The organism is Winogradskyella thalassocola, assembly GCF_900099995.1.
GTDB classification, from domain to species: domain Bacteria; phylum Bacteroidota; class Bacteroidia; order Flavobacteriales; family Flavobacteriaceae; genus Winogradskyella; species Winogradskyella thalassocola.
In genome coordinates this window covers 78,780-99,509 of sequence record NZ_FNCZ01000010.1, presented here as the reverse complement: position 1 = coordinate 99,509, position 20,730 = coordinate 78,780, and the positions used below count along the sequence as shown (strand labels likewise).

Genomic DNA, 20,730 nt, shown 5'->3' with positions numbered 1-20,730 from the left:
TGACTTCTCGAAACAATTCTGATAAAAAATCGGAATCACTCGAAGTGACATTGCTCACCCGTTAGGGATTGAACGACCTGTTTGAGCTCCTTTTTGCTTTTTTCAAAAAGAGCGAGTAGTGAAAGCCCGACCCTTGTGGTAACGCCCAAATAACCCTAAGCTAATTCCTTTTCTACTTTAGTCATCCAGTTAAATTGGTCGTCTAGCTTACCCGTTTTAATAGCATTCAAGGTATCATTAACCTCTAATCCAATTGGACTTTCATCAGAAACATGAATCGTCTCGTCTTCTAATCCAATCTCTTGAATGTACGCTATACCAACGGCCGTTCCTGTTCCGAAGGCTTCTTCTAAAGTCCCGTTTTCTGATGCTGTTTTAATTTCATCAATAGTGATCTTTCGTTCTGTTACCGTGAAATTCATAGCACGTAACATCTCTATAACACTTGCTCTTGTGATGCCATGCAACACAGAACCGTCGAGCTCTGGTGTGATAAATTCTCCATTGATTTTGAAGAAAATATTCATGGTACCAACTTCTTGAATGTAGTTATGCTCAGCGGCATCTAACCATAATACTTGATCGTAACCTTTGGCTTTTGCTAATTCTGTTGGACGAATGGCTGCTGCATAATTTCCAGCGGCTTTAGCTTCACCCGTTCCACCTTGTGCTGCTCTAATGAATTGCTTTTCTGCCCATAATTTAATGCGTTTACTAAAAAATGGACCTGCTGGTGACGCCATTATTATAAACTTATAGTGGGTTGCTGCACGCATACCAATAAAGGGCTCATCGGCATACATGAATGGTCTTAAATAGAGTGCGCTTCCATCGGTTGGCGGAATCCAATTATGCTCTAAGCCGACTAATTCTTTAAGTCCTTCTACAAATAAATCTTCAGGAATATGAGGCATTCCCATTCGGTCTGCACTTTTGTTTAAACGCTTGGCATTTTCTTCTGGTCGAAACAACATTGGTGCACCTTCGGTATCTTTATAGGCTTTCATCCCTTCAAAAATAGCTTGTCCGTAATGTAAAGCCATTGCAGCTGGATGTGTAGGAATTAATCCTAATGGTTCAATTCTTGGGTTAACCCATTCTCCGTTTTCGTAGTCGCAAATAAACATGTGATCGGTGAATGTGGTGCCTAATGGTATATTGTTGAAGTCTAAGGCATCAACTTTTGATGTTTCTACTTTAGTGATTGAAATGTTAGGTTTCATGTGGTTTGTATTTGTTTGTCATTGCGAGGACGAAGGACGTGGCAATCTCTTTATAAGATTCTTCGCTTTCGCTCAGAATGACATTATATTTCTCTATTAGTATCAAATTGTTCGAAATAATCGGCTACGCGTCGTACGAAGCTTCCGCCTAAAAAGCCATCTACGACTCTGTGGTCGAATGATAATGATAAATACATCATGCTACGAATAGCGATTTCGTCTCCTTTTTCTGTAGTGATAACTTCTGGTCGTTTTTTGATTATTCCTAATGCTAAAATGGCAACTTCGGGCTGATTAATTATTGGTGTTCCCATAACACTTCCAAAAGTTCCTACGTTTGAAATGGTGAAGGTGCTTCCTTTTATATCGTCGCCAGATAATTTGTTTTCTCTTGCTTTTCTTGCGAGCTCGTTAACATTAACTGCAATTTGTTTTAGGTCTTTTGTATCTGCATTTTTTACCACAGGAACAATTAAATTTCCGCTAGGTAATGCGGTTGCCATACCAATATTTATATCTTCTTTTACAATGATGTTATTACCATCTACGGAAGCATTAATATTTGGAAAATCTTTAACGGCTTTAGCTACGGCTTCAACAAGTAATGGTGTGAAGGTTAAACGTTCTCCATACTTTTCTTGAAAGACAACTTTGTTAGCATTACGCCAGTTGACCATATTTGTCATATCTGCCTCTACATAAGCAGTAACGTGAGGTGATGTATGTTTGGAGTAGACCATGTGATCTGCAATCATTTGGCGCATTCTGTCCATTTCGATGACTTTTCCTTTGCCTTTATCGAAATTTAATTGTGGAATTCTGTAAGCCGTTGGATCTTGCGTTACAGCTTGTGCAAATTTATAAGGTCGTCCGTCTTCTACATACTGAAAGACGTCACTTTTGCGTAATCTGCCTTCATTTCCTGTTGCAGGTATTCGTGCTAATTCTTCAAAGCTAATATGATGTTCTTTGGCTATGTTTATAATTAATGGCGAAAAGAAGGTGTTTGTGTTTGATGTTGAAAATGAAGTTGAAGTTGATGCTTGCTGAACTGGTTTTGTTCTTTTTGGTGCTTTCTCTTGCTTATGTGATTTCTCACTTTCGTTCGAAATGACAGACTTCTTATTAGAAGATTTTACTTCTTCTGAAATTTCAAGAATAGCCATAACTTCTCCAACAGGAACTACATCTTTAGCTTGAAATATGGTTTTAATTAAAGTTCCTGCTGCTGGTGCTGGTACTTCGTTATCTACTTTATCTGTTGCTACTTCTAGTATAATATCTCCTTCTTCGAAAGAGTCTCCTTCAGAAATTAACCAATTGATAATAGTACCTTCAGTTATGCTTTCACCCATTTTAGGCATTTTTAATTCAAAAGTCATCAAGCTATCGTAGTTTAGGATTCTAAGAATTAAAGATAATGTATATTGAATTATACAATTGTTAAAATCTTTTAATTTACTATCAAAAAGGATATTGTTCTTAAATTAAATACTATTACAGATTATTTGACTTTTAATCATTAAATTTACCGCTTTAAAGCAACTAATTTTCTCATGCCACATACACTCGATAAAATAGACACACAACTGTTAGCGATACTACAAAAAAATAGCAATCGAACCACAAAAAGTATTGCTGAGGAACTCGGCATGAGCACTTCACCAATATTTGAACGCATTAAAAAGCTTGAAAAAGAAGGTTATATAGAAAAATATGTGGCTGTTTTAAACAACAAGAAGATTGGATTAAAACTGACTGTTTTTATAGGAATCACGTTGCAAGGGCATACGCGAAGTTATTTGGAAAAGTTTGTAAAGGAAATTAACAACTTTCCTGAAGTTGTAGAATGCCATCGTGTCAGCGGAAACTTTGATTATTTATTAAAGTTAGTTGTTGAAGATATTGAGGCTTATGAAACTTTTATTATTTCAAAATTGACGCTACTTCCTTATCTAGGAAATGTTCAAAGTTTGATTGCGCTTTCTACGAGTAAGGAAACTAATGAGATTGATTTGAGTCGCGTTTTGTGATTCTTCAAAAGACCTGTCAGATTTTAAAAACCTGACAGGTCTCTCATTCATTATTTTTTAAACGTTTCCCGAAGTGTTTTATAAATATCATCCTGAACTTTCATGTTTTCTGGCACCTCTCTTAATGGCTCAACTTCTTTTAAACTCTCATGGCAGTCTGCTGGTAACTGCTTATATAACTGGGTGCCTTTTGTTTTCCAGTCTATCATTTCATCGGTAACTCCTCTGATTATTTTTGCAGGATTTCCAACCACTAAACTTCGATATGGAATTTTTGTTTCTGCTTTTACAAAAGACATGGCTCCTATGATACATTCGTCACCAATTTCGGAATCGTCCATAATAACAGTGTTCATACCAATTAGGCAATTTTTACCCAAATTAGCTCCATGTATTATCGCTCCATGACCAACGTGCGCGCTTTCCTTAAGCGTAATGGACTTGCCAGGAAACATATGCACGGTACAGTTCTCTTGGATATTTACACCATCTTCTAAAATGATTTGTCCCCAATCTCCACGAATGGCTGCACCTGGACCAATATAACAGTTTTTGCCAATGATAACGTTTCCTGTTACAGCAGCCAAAGGGTGCACGAAACTGGATTTATGTACTACTGGTGTATAACCTTTGAATGAATAAATAGCCATCTTTTTTTCTCGAGTTTGTCATTCAGAGCGAAGCGAAGAATCTCATCAAGAAATTGCCACGTTTTTCCTTCTCGTAATGAAAGTTTTATTTAAATCCTTTTAATTTTTCTTTAGTGAACTCACTCAAAACTAGTTTTCCACTTGTTGCTGCACGTTCTGCAAGAAGCGCATCCCAATGGTCTGTTCCTTGCCAAAATACTTTTTTCATTTCTAACATCGCTTCTGTATTATATGTACACAAGTGTTCTGCTGTTGTTTTTACAGCTTCGTCTAATGCTTCTGTGGTATCGAAAATATGCGTGAATAAACCTTTTTGTTTTGCCCATTCTGCAGGATAAAATGTGTTGGCGTCTATAGCGATTTGCGACATGGCGCTTAATCCCATTTTACGCTCGATTGCTGGTCCGACCACAAATGGTCCAATACCAATATTTAATTCGCTTAACTTGATGGCAGCGAATTTGGTAGCCATACAATAATCGGTTGCAGCAGCAAGACCAACACCACCTCCAACAGTTTTTCCTTGAATGCGACCAATGATGAATTTTGGACATTTACGCATCGCATTAATCACATTTGCAAATCCGGAAAAGAATACTTTTCCTGTTGCGGCATCGTTGATGTTTATTAGTTCTTCAAAGCTAGCTCCTGCGCAAAAGGTTCTGTATCCGCCACTTTTAAGAACGACCACTTTAATAGCGTCGTTAGTTCCAGTATCCGAAATGGTTTGTGCTAGTTTGGCTAGAACATCTCCTGGTAGCGAGTTGTGTGCAGGATGGAAAAACTCGATGTATCCTACTTCGTTTTTTATGTCTAGTTTTACGTATGGTGTGTTCATGTTTACTTTCCGCGAAAGCGGTAATCTTTAAAATGTTATACTTTTCTTTATTGATACTCTAATTATAGGAAACTCAGTTTAAGAATTAAACTTATATTGTTTCATATAAATCCTTCCAGTCCGGATTGAACTGCTCTATTAATTCAATTTTCCAAACTCTATTCCATTTCTTCATTTGCTTTTCTCTTAATTTAGCTTCTGCTTCAGTATTATATTCTTTAAAATAAACAAGCGTATCTAAATTATATCTGGCCGAAAATGTTGTTGGATGCACTTTATTCTTATGCTGATATATTCTTTTCTTTAATCTTTTGGTTTCACCAATATACAAAACACCATCCTTTTTATTTGTAATTATGTAGACGTAATGCTTCATATTTTGAACGTCTTTTATAAGATTCCCACTTTCGTGGGAACTTTGAACAATTCAGCCTTCTATAAAAGGTTGAATTGCTCAAAGTGATGATTCAGGTGTTTTCGTTCTAATAAATACGATTCGTATTTATTCAATTCTCCGAAAACTAAATTCTTTAATTTAGCTTCTGGGTTTTCTTTAAAAAACTCTAAATACTTTTCACGTTGCGCTTTAAACTTTTCGATTGCTGTTGCTAAATCTGGATGCTTTAGAGGTTCTAAAGTGTTTTTTTCTAATTGTGGAAATTGAGAGTTCTTAGGGAACTTATCATAATTCCATAAACTATTATGCACTTTATCTAAAATGGTTGAAGGTGTTGCGATTTCAAAATCTTGAATCTCTCCTGAAGCAATTTTATAGGTATACTCTAAATGCTCAATCATATGCTGAGGTGTCATAATTCCCCATTTTGGTTTTGCATCTTCTTTTAATGCATAAAGACATTCGCTTATTTTATCCTCCGTCATTTCCGTTAACACTTCTTGCTTTTTCTGAACCATGGTTAAGACTGTTGCGAATGCTACTTTCTCATCGTTGTTTGCATCAAAAATTTCGGCATACCATTTTACAATGCCACTTGGATGTTCTGCTGAAGCCACATCGCGATCTACTTTTTGCTTACAGGTTAAGCGCACGTAAATGGTATCGTTGTGATATAATGGACGAAGGAATCTGCATTCTTCTAATCCGTAATTTGCAGACACTGGTCCTTTATTTGGGTATACAAATAATCCTGCAGCTGCTGAAATAATAAAATACCCATGTGCGGTTCTCTTCTCGAAAATACTACCATCTAATGAGGTGATGTCTGTATGTGCATAGAAGTGATCCCAAGTAAGGTTTGAAAAGTTAATGATGTCTGTGTCAGTGAATGTACGATTGTGGGTTTTCATAGACATTCCTGGTTGGATGTCTTCCCAATGGTATTTAAATGGATGCTGCTCTGCTTCCTTATATTTTGCATTTTGCTGATAAATACCAGTGATTTCCGTCAACGTTGTTGGTGACCCTTGAATGGCAGTACGTTGTAAATAATGCTTAATACCACGCATGCCTCCCATTTCTTCTCCACCTCCAGCTCGACCAGGACCACCATGTACCAAATATGGTAATGGAGAACCATGACCAGTGCTTTCTTTGGCCATATCGCGATTAACCACTAAAATTCGACCATGATGACTAGCTGCATTAACCACATACTCTTTGGCGATTTTATCGTCATAAGTTGCAATAGAAGACACTAAAGAGCCTTTACCCATCTGCGCTAAAGTAATAGCTTCGTCTAAACTCTTATAAGGCATTATGGTACTTACAGGGCCAAATGCTTCTGTTTCGTGAACGGCTAAGTTGCTAAATGGTTGATCTTCGCGAAGCAGTATTGGTGCTAAAAACGCACCTTTTTTAGCATCTGCACCAATGGTTTCAATTTTATCTAAATCTCCATAAACAATACTAGCTGTTTTTGCTAATTCTTGTACACGTTCTCTAACTTCGGTAACTTGATCTTTACTTACCAAGGCTCCCATACGCACTTCTTTAAGTCGTGGATCTCCAATGGTAATTTTATCTAAGGCTTTTCCTAGAGCAGCCTGTACATCATCTATAAGATTTTGAGGTACAATAATTCTACGGATTGCAGTACATTTTTGTCCGCATTTAACCGTCATTTCATTACGAACTTCCTTTATGAACAAATCGAATTCAGGTGTTCCAGGGACAGCATCTTCACCTAATATTGATGCATTTAATGAATCGGCTTCCATAGTAAAAGGCACTGCTTCATCAATGATACGTTTATGAGATTTTAAAAGTCTTCCTGTCGTAGCAGACCCTGTAAAGGTTACAACATCTTGAGACTCGACAGTATCTAAAATTGTTCTTGCCGAACCTGTAATCAGTTGTAAAGCACCTTCTGGTAAAATACCTGAAGCAATAATTTCTCGAACAACTGCTTCTGTTAAAAATGAAGTGTTTGTTGCTGGTTTAACCACAGCTGGAACACCAGCCATCCAATTGACAGCACATTTTTCTAACATGCCCCAAACTGGAAAATTAAAAGCATTGATATGAATCGCCACACCGCGTTTTGGCACCATAATGTGATGTGCCATAAAGCGTCCACCACGAGACAAATCAATAGCATCACCTTCTACATGATACGGTTGGTTTGGAAATAGTTTACGTAATGACGCATTAGCAAAAAGATTTCCAAAACCACCTTCAATATCTATCCAGCTATCTACTTTGGTAGCTCCTGTTCTGTAACTTAATTCGTAAAAACTAGCTTTTCTTTTCGTAAGATATAAAGCTAAGCTTTTTAACATGTTGCCACGTTCTTGAAAAGTCATTTTACGAAGCACTTCACCACCTTTAGTTCTTCCATATTGAAGAATTTCGGCAAAATCTAAGCCTTCGGTATCTGAAAGTGCAACAAGCTCTCCTGTAATGGCGTCGAACATAGGAACTCCTTCACCTTTACCTTCTAGCCATTGTCCTGTGACGTAATTTTGTAATTTTTTCATTGATACGTTCATTTATCATTTCCTTAAAAACGGAAATCTAATTTATGTCTTTTCGATACGATTTGGTTATTCTTCTCAAACCTCTCGAAGTGACGTTATTTTTATTCAATTAACTGCGCACGCGTTAGCGATTGCAGCGGCATCCTTATTGGCCATTAAAAGCAAAAAAGATATAGCGGAAAGCGCGACCCTTGTGGTAACGCCCAAATGATGTTACAAATTCACATTCTCAATAATCGCTGCATAACCTTGTCCAACTCCAATACACATGGTAATTAAGGCATAACGTTTGTTTTGCTCCTGCAGCTCCAAAGCGGCAGAATACGCAACTCTTGCGCCTGTTACTCCTAATGGGTGACCAATAGCGATAGCACCACCATTTGGATTTAATCGCTGATCATTGTCTGCTAATCCCCAAGCTCTAGTGCATGCTAATGCTTGCGCAGCGAACGCTTCGTTAAGCTCGATAATATCCATATCGTCCATGGTTAATCCTGCTTTTGCCAACGCTTTATTAGAAGCTGTAACAGGGCCAATTCCCATAATCCTAGGCTCGACACCAACCACAGCAGAACTTACGATTCGTGCTAATGGTTTTAAATTGTATTTTTTTACGGCATCTGCTGATGCTATAATGGTTGCTGCTGCGCCATCGTTTAATCCTGAAGAGTTTCCCGCGGTTACACTACCACCTTCTTTTTTGAATGCCGGTCTTAGTTTTCCTAAGATTTCTAAAGAAGTTGTTGGTTTTACAAATTCGTCTTTAGAAAAAAGGATGGGGTCTTTTTTACGCTGTGGAATTTCAACGGTTACAATTTCTTTTGCTAGTCGACCGTTTTCTTGTGCTTTGGTTGCTTTCTGTTGACTCCAAAGTGCAAACTTATCTTGGTCTTCTCTCGAAATATTATATTTCTCTACAAGATTTTCGGCAGTGTTTCCCATGCCGTCAGTGCCATACATTTGTTGCATTTTCGGGTTGATAAAACGCCATCCGAAAGTAGAATCGTATAGTTTTGAATCGCCTCCAAAAGCCGTTGATGGTTTTGCCATGACGTATGGTCCGCGTGTCATATTCTCGACTCCACCAGAAATAAACACGTCTCCATCTCCTGCTTTTATAGCACGATTGGCGTGAATGATTGCTGATAATCCAGAACTACATAAACGGTTTACGGTTTCTCCTGGCACTGTAAATGGCAATCCGGCTAACAGAGATGACATTCTCGCTACATTTCGATTGTCTTCACCTGCTTGGTTGGCGCAGCCCATAATCACATCGTCATACGCTTCTTTTGGGATGTTTGGATTACGTTTTACGATTTCTGCAATGACTAAGGCTCCTAAATCGTCTGTACGAACAGCAGATAATGTGCCTTTGTAATTTCCTATTGGTGTTCTAATGCCGTCTATTATGTATGCTTCCATGTTTGAAATTGATATTGAAATTGATTCTTCTATTTCAAATTAATATTTTTACTCTTATTGTGGATTCCTGCCTACGCAGGAATGACAAATTGTTATAAACAATAAATTGTCTTGTTTTAGCTGGAATTGGTTAATCTAAAAGTGCAGAAAACGTATCTCCATTTCTAATATCACCTGTGTTATAGCCTTTCATAAACCACTCCATACGTTGTTGCGATGTGCCGTGGGTAAAACTATCAGAGTTTACACTTCCTCTAGATCGTTTTTGTATAGCATCGTCACCCACAGCATTGGCAGCGCTCATTGCTTCCTCAATATCTCCTGCTTGTAAATATTTTTTATTGTGATGTGCCCAAACTCCTGCGTAAAAATCGGCTTGTAATTCTTGTGCAACAGACAATTTATTTGCTCCGGTTTGATTTGTTTGACTTTGTAATTGTCTTACTTTGTTTGAAGTTCCTAAAAGTGTTTGGATATGATGACCAACCTCGTGTGCTGTGACGTAAGCTATTGCAAAATCGCCACCTTTTGCTCCGAAACGTGTTTTTAGTTCGTCAAAAAAAGTTAAATCCATATATAATTTTTGATCGCCAGGACAGTAAAAAGGTCCAGAAGCTGAAGTTGCACTACCGCAAGCTGTAGAAACCGCATCTGTGAATAACACCATTTTTGGTTCTTTATAATCCCCTAGATTGTAGTCTCTAAATATTTGGTTCCACACATCTTCGGTGTCGGCTAAAACAGTTGCCATAAAATCGCCCATTTCAAGCTCTTCGCTGGTTAAATCTCTTTGTTCTACTTGCTGAGTGGTTTGACTATTAGCTACCTGCTCTATGATTGGTGCTATTTGCTGACCAGTTTCACCTCCAAAAAGTTGCAATAAAATTACAACTACGGCAATAACTCCACCACCAGCTGCTACTTTACCTTTAGTTCCCATGCCGCGTTGGTCTTCAAGATTCCCGCTTTGTCGTCTACCTTTCCATTTCATAATTTTATATTTTTACTATTTTATTCCCAATCCTTTTGAGTTCTATAAACGACACCTTTAAAAAGCGCGACTAATTCTTCTCCTCGTTTTACTTCAATAATATTAAATCCTAATCTGTTTTTTACAGATTCTATTACAGATTCTGCTACAATATAATCACCTTCGTTTAAGGCTTCAATATGATTAATGCTTGTTTCGATAGAAACGGCATATTTACCATGGGTGTTTGCGGCAAATCCGAAAGCTGTATCTGCTAATGAATAACTGATGCCACCATGAGCTTTATTCATGCTATTTAGCATGTCGCCTCTAATGGTCATTCCGACTTTACAGCGTCCGATTTCACATTCTAGAATTTCTATGCCTAGCCACGTGCTGTAGGCGTCTTGGGAAAGCATTTTATGTGGAATTTTTTCTCCTTTCATATTCTGTTTTGTCATTGTGAGGACGAAGGACGTGGCAATCTCATTATGAGATTCCTTCACTTCGTTCGGAATGACCTCCTAGTTAAAAAACGTTTTATTTTCTTTTTTCATGTTACGTAATAACGGACTACAACGGTATCTATCTTCGTGATATTCGTTATACAATTCATCCATTTTATTTACGCACCAATCGATTCCTTTTTCGTCTGCCCAAGCCAATAATCCATTTGGATAATTGACACCTTTAGTCATGGCATTGTCTATATCTTCTGCGGATGCAATATTTAAAAATAAGGCATCTGCTGCTTCGTTGATGAGCATTACCAATACACGATCGAAAATTTGATTTTTCAAAAACTCTTCGTCTTCATAAGTTTCAAAAGTCTTTGTATTTGCATGGTTTGTCTCAATTATTTTTCCATTTTTATCATAATCATAAAAACCTTTTCCTGATTTACGTCCTAAATAACCTGCTTCTGAAAAGCGTTTTTGGGTTAATGATGGTTTATATCTTGGGTCGAAATAGAATGCTGTAAAAACAGTTTCGGTTACTGTGTAATTCACATCGTTTCCTATAAAATCCATTAATTCAAATGGTCCCATTCTAAAATCACCTAAAGATTTTAAACTATGATCTATCGTTGAAAAATCTGCTAATCCTTCTTCATAAATACGCAATGCTTCTCCATAAAATGGTCTAGCCACTCTGTTTACTATAAATCCTGGTGTGTCTTTAGCAACTGCTACAACTTTCTTCCAATCTTTAATGGTTTGTATGGATTTTTCAAGAACCTCATTTGATGTTTGAATGGCTGGAATAACCTCAACCAATTTCATTAAAGGTGCCGGATTAAAAAAGTGAATCCCTATACAACGTTCTGGTTTATTAAGTGATGCAGCAATAGATGCTATGGATAAACTAGAAGTGTTTGATGCAATAATACAATCGTCAGCAACATAGCTTTCTAATTCTGAAAACACTTTTTTCTTGATGTCAAGGTTTTCAATAATAGCTTCAATAGTAAGGTTTGAATCGGCTAAATCTTTTAGGTTGTTGACGTAAGCGATGTTTGACTGAATTCTATCTTTTTCAGGCGTATCAATTCTTCCTTTTTCAATTAAGCGATTCAATATTTTTTCTAGTGAGGCTTTTGCTTTATCTAAAGCCACTTGATTGGTATCGTATAACTTCACTTTACATCCAGACGTTGCAGCAACTTGTGCGATGCCACTTCCCATGGTTCCAGAACCTATAATTCCTATATTCATATAATTTCTATTATTGTGGATTCCTGCCTACGCAGGAATGACAAAATTATTTATTTTTTAATTGAGACCCTTCGACTGCTCTCGGGGTGACAGTTATCTAAAATGGTAGGTTTTTCACATCTACATTACCACCAGAAACAATAATTCCGACGTTTTTAGTTGCAAATTCTTCTTTATTTTTTAATACGGCTGCAAAAGCTACCGCACTTGATGGTTCTACAATAATTTTCATACGTTCCCAAATTAATTGCATAGCATTTATAATTTCATCTTCTTCCACACAAATTATTTTCTCTACATGTTTTTGAATGATAGGAAAATTACGATCGCCTAAATGTGTTCTTAGGCCATCAGCAATAGTTGCAAACGTAGTGTTTGTTTCTATTTTACCTGAAATTAATGAGCGATAGGCATCATCTACAGCTTTAGGCTCAGCACCAATCACTTTACATTTTTTTGAAAAATAATGTGTTGCCAAAGCGGTTCCTGCAATAAGACCTCCTCCTCCAATAGGTGCTAGAATAATATCTAAATTTGGTTGCTCCTCTAACAACTCTATCGCTGCTGTACTATTGCCATAAATAACCTCATCTTGATTAGATGGGTGAAAAAATGATGCTCTTTTTTCTTCTTTAATTTTATTAGCTGTTGCTTCTCTTGCTTGTGGTGTCGATTCACATTCTATGATTTCTCCCTCATAAGTTTTAACCGCATTTTTTTTGACTTGTGGTGCATTTTCTGGCATTACAATGTATGCCTTAACGCCTAATTTCTGTGCCGCTAATGACACCGCTTGAGCAAAATTACCTGACGAATGTGTCACCACTCCTCGCTGTTTTTCTTCTTCTGAAAGTGATAAAATGGCATTAGCTGCACCTCGCATTTTGAAGGCACCCATTTTTTGAAAGTTCTCACACTTAAAAAACAGATTACACCCTGCTTTTTCATTCAACAACTGAGATGTTAACACAGGTGTTTTGTGAATAAAGGGTTTTATTCGGTTGTGAATTTCTATGAGAGTTTGTCTTAAATCGAATGGATTGTCCCCTTGAGGGGACTTTAGGGGTGTTTTTAACGATTTCACCTTTTCTTCCAAAGACATCGAAACACTAAACATATTGTTCTTAACATCTCCATCAGTAAACCTAATAAATCTTACACCTAAATTTTCTAGCTTATTTTGCCGATTTAAATCTTCGAAATATCTATGGTCATGAGAATCACCATCAATTTCAATAGCTAGCATGAGCTCGTGACAATAAAAATCTACGATATAATCTAACATTGGTACTTGTCTATGAAACTGAACACCTAAAGCCTCATTCTTAATATTCTTCCACAACAATACCTCCGCCAAAGTACTATTGTTACGTAGTTGCCTAGCGTATTCTTTTAATTTTGGATTGTATGGAATTATATTATTTCTCACTCTTGTTTGATATTCCTAAAAGTTCTTTATCATTTGTTAAAACACCCCTAAAGTCCCCTCAAGGGGACAATACTCGGGTGAATAATTTTAATTTCCTTTAAAGTTTGGTTGACGTTTTTCTATAAATGCAGCGACTCCTTCTTTGTAATCTTCAGTTTGTGCTGCTTCAATTTGTAATTTAGATTCTAGGGTTAATTGCGATTCTAAATCATTTGTCATGGACTTGTTGAATAATTCTTTAATCATACCAAGAGCTTTTGTTGGCATGTTTGCTAGTTTCAAAGCTAGCTTATTAATCGTTTCTTCAAACTCTTCTGTTGGAACACATTTGTAAATCATGCCCATTTTTTCAGCTTCTTCAGCTCCAATTTTATCACCTAGCATCGCTAATGCTAATGCTTTTTGAAAACCGATTAGTCTTGGCAAAAAGAACGTCCCTGCACTATCCGGAACTAAACCAATTAAACTAAAGGCTTGAATGAAACTTACTTTTTCATGTGCGACAACAATATCACAAGCTAAAGCAATGTTTGCTCCCGCTCCTGCTGCTACTCCGTTTACAGCTGCAATTACTGGTTTTTTAATATTTCTAATTCTAGTAATTATTGGATTATAATGCTCTTCTAATATTTTTTTGAATCCAGGATTTAAATCTGGATCCGTCACTTCTTTTAAATCTTGACCAGCACAAAATGCTTTTCCATTTCCGGTTAAAACAATTGCTCTTACTTCTTCATTTTTTTCACAAGCATCTAATGTGTCGTGCAATAAAAATGCCATTTCACGATTGAAACTATTAAATACTTCTGGTCGGTTTAGCGTTATGTATGCTATTTTATTTTCTATTTTTAAAAGAATTGAGTTCATTTTATAATTTATTTTTAATTTAAAACACCCCTACAGTCCCCTCAAGGGGACAATCGTTCGATTTAGATTTTTAGTTTCAAATCTGACTTTTACTTTATTTTAAGCACTTGAAATAATCAAATGGTTCTTGACAATCGTCACATTGAAACTGCGCTTTACAAGCTGTGGAACCAAACTGACTTACTAATCTTGTGTTTTGTGAACCACAATTGGTGCACTTAACTATTCTTTTATCGTTAAGCAATACATCTTTATCTGCTTCTGCGCTTAAAGGTGCTGCAATTCCGTAATCTTCTAAAGCTTTTCTACCTCTTGGTGTAATCCAATCGGTGGTCCATGCTGGATGTAAAATCAATTCTACTTTAGACTCGTATCCGGCTTGTTTTAATGCTGATTTTATATCATCGCCAATCACATCCATTGCTGGACAACCACTATAGGTTGGTGTGATTTCGACTTTAACGATATTATTTTTTATAACCGCAGAACGTACCACTCCCATATCCATGATGGATAATACGGGGATTTCGGGATCGGAAACTTTTTCCAGAATTGGAATTAAGATTTCGTCTATGTTTTGTTCTGTTGTTTTCATTTTTTGAATTTGAAGTTGAAGTTGAAACTGAATTTGAAGTGTTCTTCTTTCAAATTCAAGTTCGATTTCAATTTCTTTTATTTTTTACCATTCCATATTAGGATAAGCACGTTGCATGTATTGAAGCTCTGCTAATAAATACCCTAAATGTTCGGTGTGAATCCCTTCTTTCCCTCCTTTTTGAAACCACTTCGATTCAGGTGTTTCAAGGGTTGATTCTTCTAAAACCGCACTCACTCGGGTATAATAAGCGTCTTTCAGTTTTGTAACATCAACACCTATTCCTTCTACAACCATAGCTTTATCTGCTTCAGTTTGATGAAATAACTCATCGGTATACGTCCATAAACCATCCATAGCTTCTTGCATTTTTGCTTTACTTTCCTCTGTACCGTCACCTAAACGCTTTATCCAATCTGAAGAAAAACGTTCGTGATAACTCACTTCTTTTATACATTTATTCGCAATTGCAGACAATGTTAAATCGGTGCTTTTTTGTAATTCGGCAAGAAACGCTAAATGGTACACATCGAATAAAAACTGACGCGCCATAGTGTAGGCGAAATTTGTATTTGGTTGTTCTACCAACAATACACTTTTATATTCGCGCTCTTTTCGAAGCATGGCGATATCGTCTTCTGTTCTATCGTCACCTGCTATTTTTGCAGCATATTGAAAATAGCTTCGCACTTGGCCAAACAAATCTAATGAGATATTTGTGCAAGCGATGTCTGTTTCTAAACTTGGACCATGACCTGTTAATTCTCCTAGTCTTTGACCTAAAATTAGGCTGTTGTCTGCTATGCCAAGTATATAGTTGTATAAGTTTTGTTTCATTTTAAATTGAAATTGAACTTGAAATCGAAGTTGAAAACTCACTCGAAATCAAAAAATCTAATTAATGTTTTTAATTCTTGTGACCATTATTCTAATTAATTGGTCATTTTCATCTTTTAAATTTGAAAGACTTTCCTCTGAAAATAATTGAGCTTTAGATTGAATATTCAAATTTCGTTAGCTCTCTCTTAATTCTTTTAAAGAAATTCTCAATTTATTTATTTTATCTTTATCAGTTCCAGCCCCTAATGCTTCTCCATAATTTAATGCTGAAGAACAAGATGAGCGTATAAGCTGTTTTGCTAAATAATCTCCTGCATAAGACAATGGCTTTTTATCATACAGAATAATTATTGCAGCCGCAAAATCTTCAAGTCGTTCTGTTAAATCAAATTTTATCCCATTCATATTTTCAGATTCAGATTCAATTTCGATTTCACTGTTACATATGTTTCACCTCGTCTGGCAAATCGTAAAATGTTGGATGACGATAAACTTTATCTTGAGCAGGCTCAAACATTTCACCATTGTGTTCTGGATTTGATGCTGTGATATTTACTGATTCCACAACCCAAATACTCACACCTTCATTTCGTCTTGTGTACACATCTCTTGCATTTTCTAAAGCCATTTCTGCATCTGCAGCATGAAGGCTTCCGAAATGACGGTGTTCTAATCCATTTTTACTTCTTACGAAGATTTCCCAAAGTGGCCAGTTTTTACTCATTATGAAATTGAATTTGAAGTTGAACTCGAAATTGAAATACATCAATCTAAAATTCAACCTATGTTTTTAATTCTTGTTACTATTATTCTAATTAATTGGTCATTTTCGTCTTTCAGACGTTTTAAATCTTCTTCTGAAAACAACCTTGCTTTAGTTTGAATATTTAAGTTTCTTAGCGATTCTCTTAACTCTTTTAAGCAAATTCTCAGTTTATTTATTTTATCTCTATCGGTTCCTGCACCTAAAACTTCACCATAATTTAAAGCTGAAGAACATGACGACCTTATCAATTGTTTAGCTAGATAATCGCCTGCATAAGACAAAGGCTTTTTATCATATAAAATTATGATTGTAGCTGCAAAATCCTCAAGTCTTTCCGTTAAATCAAATTTCCTGTCGCTCATTTTTCAACTTCAGTTTCAGTTTCGACTTCTTAAATTGCTTGTTTTTGTTTTCTTGCTTGTTTCTTTTCGGCATAAGCCATAGCTGCATCTCTAACCCATTCGCCTTCTTCCCATGCACCAACTCTTGCTTTCATTCGTTCTTTATTCATTGGTCCATGACCTTTGACCACTTGCCAAAACTCATCCCAATTAATTTCTCCGAAATCATAGCTTTGACGTTCTTCATTCCATTTTAAATCTGGATCTGGAATGGTAAGTCCAATTAATTCTGCTTGAGGAACCGTTTGGTCTATAAATTGCTGACGCAAATCATCATTCGATTTTCGTTTCAATTTCCATTTCATGGATTGTTCTGTATGTATAGATTCTGCGTCTGTAGGACCTAACATCATTAAGCTTGGCCACCACCAACGGTTTAAAGCATCTTGAGCTAACTCTTTTTGCTCCGGTGCTCCATTTGCCAACTTCATCATGATTTCAAAACCTTGACGTTGATGAAAACTTTCTTCTTTACACACACGAACCATTGCTCTTGCATAAGGACCATAAGATGTATTACAAAGTGGTACTTGATTTATAATCGCAGCTCCATCAACTAGCCAACCTACAGCTCCCATATCAGCCCACGTAATGGTTGGATAATTAAATATGGAAGAATACTTTGCTTTTCCGGAATGCAATTGTTCGTATAACTCATCTCGAGAAACACCTAAGGTTTCGCAAGCAGAATAGAGATACAAACCGTGACCGGCTTCATCTTGAACTTTTGCTAATAAAGCTACTTTTCGTCGCAACGAAGGTGCTCTAGTAATCCAATTGCCTTCGGGAAGCATGCCTACAATTTCGGAATGTGCGTGTTGCGACATCTGACGAATATGCGTTTTACGATATTTTTCTGGCATCCAGTCTTTAGGTTCGATTTTCTCGTCTCTTGCGATACGTGCTTCGAATTGTACTTCTAGATTTTTTATTTGTTCTTCACTCATTTTTTTAAGCTTTTAGCTTTTGGCTGTTGGCCTTTAGCTTGTTGAACTTTATTTTTTATTAGCTGTGGCTGTTGGCCTTTCGCTGTTGGCGCGTTAAGGATTGCAGCGTTATCCTTTTTTGTTTTTCTCAAAAAAGATTTAAGCGGAAAGCCTGACCCTTTTTAGGGTAACGCCAAAATTTTCATTTCAATTCATGAATTTGTTATTATTCATGAGACCCTTTTTTCAAAGGGACTTTTAGACATCAAAATCGACAACCACTTTTTCTGTTGTTGGTACAGCTTGACAACTTAATACTAGATTTTGTGATACTTCTTTTTCGTCTAGTGCGTAATTGATTTTCATCTCAACCGCACCATCGATGACTTTACATTTACAAGTACTACAAACGCCTCCTTTACATGCAAAAGGCAAATCTGCGCCTGCTCCTAAAGCGGCATCTAATATATTATCGTATTCCTTGGTCATGGTGAAAACGAATTCTTTTCCGCCATCGACAATAGTGACTTCGACCCCTTCTACATTTTGCTGAGCCAAACGCTCTGCTCGCTTTATATCTTCATCTGAAAGTCCGGTTACAAACAACTCATAATGCACGAGCTCTTTTGGTAATCCTGCATTGATGAGATATTCACTGACATAATTCACCATTTTTTCCGGGCCACACAAAAATACTTCACTTGTATCTGGAATATCAATAAACGTTTTTGTTAAAACCTGCATCTTTTCATCATCAAATCTTCCGTTGAACAATTCGATATCTCTACGCTCTTTAGTTAAGAAATAATAAATTTCGAATCTTCCGAAATAGGTGTTTCTAAGCTGCTCAAGTTCTTCCTTAAAGATAATGGATTTTGCCGTCTTATTAACGTAAAATAATTTACAAGTTGAATTTGGTTCAGCTTGTAAATGCGCTTTTACCATTGAAAGCACTGGTGTGATTCCGCTTCCTGCTGCGAAAAACAAGTAGTTTTTGGGCTTTGACGAGTTAACTTCTACACCAAATGTTCCGCTAGGTGACATTACTTCTAATTGGTCACCGGTTTTTAATTCGTCGTTTATATAGGTTGAAAATTTTCCGCCTGGAATCAGCTTTACAGCAACTTTCCATTGACCGTCTGATGGACTTGAGCAAAGTGAATACGAGCGACGTACATCTTCTCCGTTAATGTCTGCTTTTAAAGTTAAATGCTGACCTTGACGAAATTTGAATGCACTATGTAATTCCAAGGGAACTTCAAAGGTTATGACTGAAGTATCTTCGGTTTCCTTATATATATCTTTAATTTTAAGCTTATAAAACTGCGCCATAGATGTTGTTGAACTAACAAACTAACACTTGTTAGTTTGTTTGACAAAGTTAGTAAATAAATTTAAATTTATTTCACAACACCTTTTATAAGAATTTCATTGAGGTTATTGGTGAGTTCTTTAAGGTTTACATCTTCCTTTTTGGGAATCCATAAATAAAGAGAACGCAAGGTCGTTAAGATAGAAAACATCATTACGTCTGGTTTTATATCTATGATTTCACCTGAATTTACACCTTCGATAAGAATCGTTTTAAAATCGTTTTCATAATCGCTACGCAACTTTTTGTAATGATTTAATTGTGCTTCTAAATGCATCCAATCGTGATTTAAAGCTGCCATTCCATATATGTTTTGGCTTGAAATTTCGACATGAAGCGCAATGATTTCTTTTAGTTTTTCGATACAGGTAGCATCACTTGCTAAAACAGAAGTCATACCAACCGTAAATTTTTCTGCGATAGAAATAATAATACTTTCTAATATATCTTGTTTGGAATTGATGTGATTATATAAACTCGCAGCTTTGATGTTCATGGCTGTCGCTAAATCTCGCATAGTGACAGCACTATACCCTTTTTCTTTAAAGAGTTGAGCTGCAACTCTTATAATTTCTTCTTGACGTGTCTCTTGTTTCATAGCGCTCTAAAGTACTAAAATAGTCAGAATTTTAGGCGCATCGTAATTTTAATGTAACTTTGGTTACGAAGGCTTCCGTTAACTTTTCGGAAGTTTGCCTAAAAAGAAATACGATGGGACTATTTAATGCTTTATTTGGAAAACCGACTAATAACGTTGCAGAATACTTAGAAAAAGGCGCTGTAATTTTAGATGTTAGAACACCTAGTGAATACCAAGGCGGCCATATTAAAAACGCAATACATATTCCGGTTCAGGAATTGGGTAATAGATTTAATGAAGTTAAAAAATTAAACAAACCAGTAATTGCCTATTGTGCAAGCGGCATGCGTTCTGGTAGCGCAACTAGCCTATTAAAATCTAAAGGTGTTGATGCCATAAATGGTGGCGGAATAGGTAGTTTACAAAGAAAATTGAGCTAAGATTTAATCGAATATACGTTCTAAATTATTAAGTTCGCTTAATTCTGAAATAGGACTTTGATTATATTCTAGTGTCCAACCTAAAGAATTAGTCAGCATAAAGAACTTTGACAATTCGCTAATTAATCTGTTTTGTGCATTTGATTTCAAGTCGGACGCTTCAATCTTTTTCATTAGCGACTTTTTCACGGTCTCCTTTATACTATTATAGTCCTTGGCTTCAAACGGATTAAGATAATCTGCCTGCATATCGTAATACTCAAAATCTGGACTGATTTTAATCTCTTCTTTTGGAATACTTAGAATTTGAAGGGTTTTAGTTGCTTCATCAATTTTATATTCAATTTTACTTAAATCGTATCCAATAGTTACATCCGCATTTACGATGACTACAGCTTTCTTTTCGGCTGAAATTAAATCCCCGAAAACACCTTTAGAATTCTTATACGTAAACACCTCACTAAAATGCCCTTCGGTAACCACGAGTTTACCAACATTTTTAATTTGCTCTTGAATTAAAGCACTACTTTCTTTAAGTACAATTTTATCTGCCTGCTTATTATCACAGTATCTAAAAGTGAATACAACAACTAATGTAATTATGACACCAAATAGTATTTTTCGCATAGGCTAATTTAAACAAATTACAATTGAACAAACCCAAAATCAGGTATAATTAAATCTTGTTTTTTTGCTTTACGTCGTGATTGAACGTCCATTATC

General features: G+C 36.2%; 23 protein-coding genes and 1 pseudogene. 2 read left to right on the top strand and 22 right to left on the bottom strand.

The window, feature by feature from the left end; genetic code table 11:
- Window positions 1-155: 155 nt before the first annotated feature.
- Together BLT80_RS17590 and BLT80_RS17585 are read right to left on the bottom strand one after the other, a co-directional pair.
- Window positions 156-1,223 carry a branched-chain amino acid aminotransferase gene (locus BLT80_RS17590; protein ID WP_092470432.1) on the bottom strand — a complete coding sequence of 356 codons (1,068 nt, stop codon included), beginning with the start codon at window positions 1,221-1,223 and terminating at the stop codon, window positions 156-158.
- 83 nt (window positions 1,224-1,306) lie between these two features.
- Window positions 1,307-2,605 carry a dihydrolipoamide acetyltransferase family protein gene (locus BLT80_RS17585; RefSeq protein WP_245710293.1) on the bottom strand — a complete coding sequence of 433 codons (1,299 nt, stop codon included), beginning with the start codon at window positions 2,603-2,605 and terminating at the stop codon, window positions 1,307-1,309.
- Window positions 2,606-2,779: 174 nt separating this feature from the next.
- On the opposite strand from BLT80_RS17585, the gene BLT80_RS17580 reads away from it, so the two are divergent.
- Entirely contained in the window at window positions 2,780-3,256 is a 477-nt protein-coding gene (locus BLT80_RS17580; RefSeq protein ID WP_092470430.1) for an Lrp/AsnC family transcriptional regulator, read from the top strand.
- A 50-nt stretch (window positions 3,257-3,306) separates the two neighbouring features.
- Here the strand turns inward: BLT80_RS17580 and BLT80_RS17575 are convergent, their stop codons facing one another.
- The 19 genes and pseudogenes from BLT80_RS17575 to BLT80_RS17490 all read right to left on the bottom strand — a co-directional run bounded on the left by BLT80_RS17575 (window position 3,307) and on the right by BLT80_RS17490 (window position 19,585).
- Entirely contained in the window at window positions 3,307-3,906 is a 600-nt protein-coding gene (locus BLT80_RS17575; protein WP_092470428.1) for an acyltransferase, read from the bottom strand.
- An 85-nt stretch (window positions 3,907-3,991) separates the two neighbouring features.
- The gene (locus BLT80_RS17570) at window positions 3,992-4,744 is read right to left on the bottom strand and encodes an enoyl-CoA hydratase/isomerase family protein (RefSeq protein ID WP_092470426.1); all 753 of its coding nucleotides are present in this window, start codon (window positions 4,742-4,744) and stop codon (window positions 3,992-3,994) included.
- 91 nt (window positions 4,745-4,835) lie between these two features.
- The gene (locus tag BLT80_RS17565; RefSeq protein WP_092470424.1) at window positions 4,836-5,120 is read right to left on the bottom strand and encodes a GIY-YIG nuclease family protein; all 285 of its coding nucleotides are present in this window, start codon (window positions 5,118-5,120) and stop codon (window positions 4,836-4,838) included.
- A gap of 59 nt (window positions 5,121-5,179) precedes the next feature.
- Window positions 5,180-7,681: a phenylacetic acid degradation bifunctional protein PaaZ gene (gene paaZ, locus BLT80_RS17560; RefSeq protein WP_092470422.1), complete on the bottom strand. Its 2,502-nt coding sequence runs from the start codon at window positions 7,679-7,681 to the stop codon at window positions 5,180-5,182.
- Between the two features lie 213 nt (window positions 7,682-7,894).
- Window positions 7,895-9,106, bottom strand: coding sequence for a 3-oxoadipyl-CoA thiolase (pcaF, locus tag BLT80_RS17555; protein ID WP_092470420.1), 1,212 nt, complete (start codon window positions 9,104-9,106; stop codon window positions 7,895-7,897).
- A gap of 130 nt (window positions 9,107-9,236) precedes the next feature.
- Window positions 9,237-10,097, bottom strand: coding sequence for a KPN_02809 family neutral zinc metallopeptidase (gene ypfJ / locus BLT80_RS17550; RefSeq protein ID WP_092470418.1), 861 nt, complete (start codon window positions 10,095-10,097; stop codon window positions 9,237-9,239).
- 20 nt (window positions 10,098-10,117) lie between these two features.
- The gene (locus tag BLT80_RS17545) at window positions 10,118-10,522 is read right to left on the bottom strand and encodes a hotdog fold thioesterase (RefSeq protein WP_092470507.1); all 405 of its coding nucleotides are present in this window, start codon (window positions 10,520-10,522) and stop codon (window positions 10,118-10,120) included.
- A gap of 78 nt (window positions 10,523-10,600) precedes the next feature.
- Window positions 10,601-11,791 (bottom strand): 3-hydroxyacyl-CoA dehydrogenase NAD-binding domain-containing protein, encoded by a 1,191-nt coding sequence (locus BLT80_RS17540; RefSeq protein ID WP_092470416.1) that lies wholly within the window; start codon window positions 11,789-11,791, stop codon window positions 10,601-10,603.
- A gap of 97 nt (window positions 11,792-11,888) precedes the next feature.
- Window positions 11,889-12,776 (bottom strand): pyridoxal-phosphate dependent enzyme, encoded by an 888-nt coding sequence (locus BLT80_RS20210; protein ID WP_394331394.1) that lies wholly within the window; start codon window positions 12,774-12,776, stop codon window positions 11,889-11,891.
- A 126-nt stretch (window positions 12,777-12,902) separates the two neighbouring features.
- Window positions 12,903-13,220, bottom strand: a pseudogene (locus tag BLT80_RS20340) (endonuclease domain-containing protein); the annotation flags it as partial.
- Between the two features lie 87 nt (window positions 13,221-13,307).
- Window positions 13,308-14,087: an enoyl-CoA hydratase-related protein gene (locus BLT80_RS17530; protein ID WP_092470412.1), complete on the bottom strand. Its 780-nt coding sequence runs from the start codon at window positions 14,085-14,087 to the stop codon at window positions 13,308-13,310.
- A gap of 94 nt (window positions 14,088-14,181) precedes the next feature.
- Complete coding sequence (paaD, locus tag BLT80_RS17525; protein WP_092470410.1) at window positions 14,182-14,682, bottom strand: 1,2-phenylacetyl-CoA epoxidase subunit PaaD; 501 nt, start codon at window positions 14,680-14,682, stop codon at window positions 14,182-14,184.
- 84 nt (window positions 14,683-14,766) lie between these two features.
- Window positions 14,767-15,519, bottom strand: coding sequence for a 1,2-phenylacetyl-CoA epoxidase subunit PaaC (paaC, locus tag BLT80_RS17520; RefSeq protein ID WP_092470408.1), 753 nt, complete (start codon window positions 15,517-15,519; stop codon window positions 14,767-14,769).
- Window positions 15,520-15,696: 177 nt separating this feature from the next.
- Window positions 15,697-15,927: a four helix bundle protein gene (locus BLT80_RS17515; protein ID WP_245710292.1), complete on the bottom strand. Its 231-nt coding sequence runs from the start codon at window positions 15,925-15,927 to the stop codon at window positions 15,697-15,699.
- Between the two features lie 34 nt (window positions 15,928-15,961).
- On the bottom strand, window positions 15,962-16,246 hold the full coding sequence (paaB, locus tag BLT80_RS17510) for a 1,2-phenylacetyl-CoA epoxidase subunit PaaB (protein WP_092470406.1): 285 nt from the start codon (window positions 16,244-16,246) through the stop codon (window positions 15,962-15,964).
- A gap of 53 nt (window positions 16,247-16,299) precedes the next feature.
- The gene (locus BLT80_RS17505) at window positions 16,300-16,650 is read right to left on the bottom strand and encodes a four helix bundle protein (protein ID WP_092470404.1); all 351 of its coding nucleotides are present in this window, start codon (window positions 16,648-16,650) and stop codon (window positions 16,300-16,302) included.
- A gap of 29 nt (window positions 16,651-16,679) precedes the next feature.
- Window positions 16,680-17,636, bottom strand: coding sequence for a 1,2-phenylacetyl-CoA epoxidase subunit PaaA (gene paaA, locus BLT80_RS17500; RefSeq protein WP_092470402.1), 957 nt, complete (start codon window positions 17,634-17,636; stop codon window positions 16,680-16,682).
- A gap of 237 nt (window positions 17,637-17,873) precedes the next feature.
- Window positions 17,874-18,947 carry an FAD-binding oxidoreductase gene (locus tag BLT80_RS17495; RefSeq protein ID WP_092470400.1) on the bottom strand — a complete coding sequence of 358 codons (1,074 nt, stop codon included), beginning with the start codon at window positions 18,945-18,947 and terminating at the stop codon, window positions 17,874-17,876.
- A 68-nt stretch (window positions 18,948-19,015) separates the two neighbouring features.
- Window positions 19,016-19,585, bottom strand: a complete 570-nt coding sequence (locus tag BLT80_RS17490; RefSeq protein WP_092470398.1) for a TetR/AcrR family transcriptional regulator — start codon at window positions 19,583-19,585, stop codon at window positions 19,016-19,018.
- 113 nt (window positions 19,586-19,698) lie between these two features.
- Between BLT80_RS17490 and BLT80_RS17485 the strand changes: the two genes are divergently transcribed.
- Window positions 19,699-20,007, top strand: coding sequence for a rhodanese-like domain-containing protein (locus BLT80_RS17485; protein ID WP_092470396.1), 309 nt, complete (start codon window positions 19,699-19,701; stop codon window positions 20,005-20,007).
- 3 nt (window positions 20,008-20,010) lie between these two features.
- Here the strand turns inward: BLT80_RS17485 and BLT80_RS17480 are convergent, their stop codons facing one another.
- Window positions 20,011-20,634: a DUF4230 domain-containing protein gene (locus BLT80_RS17480; protein WP_092470394.1), complete on the bottom strand. Its 624-nt coding sequence runs from the start codon at window positions 20,632-20,634 to the stop codon at window positions 20,011-20,013.
- Window positions 20,635-20,730: the final 96 nt, after the last annotated feature.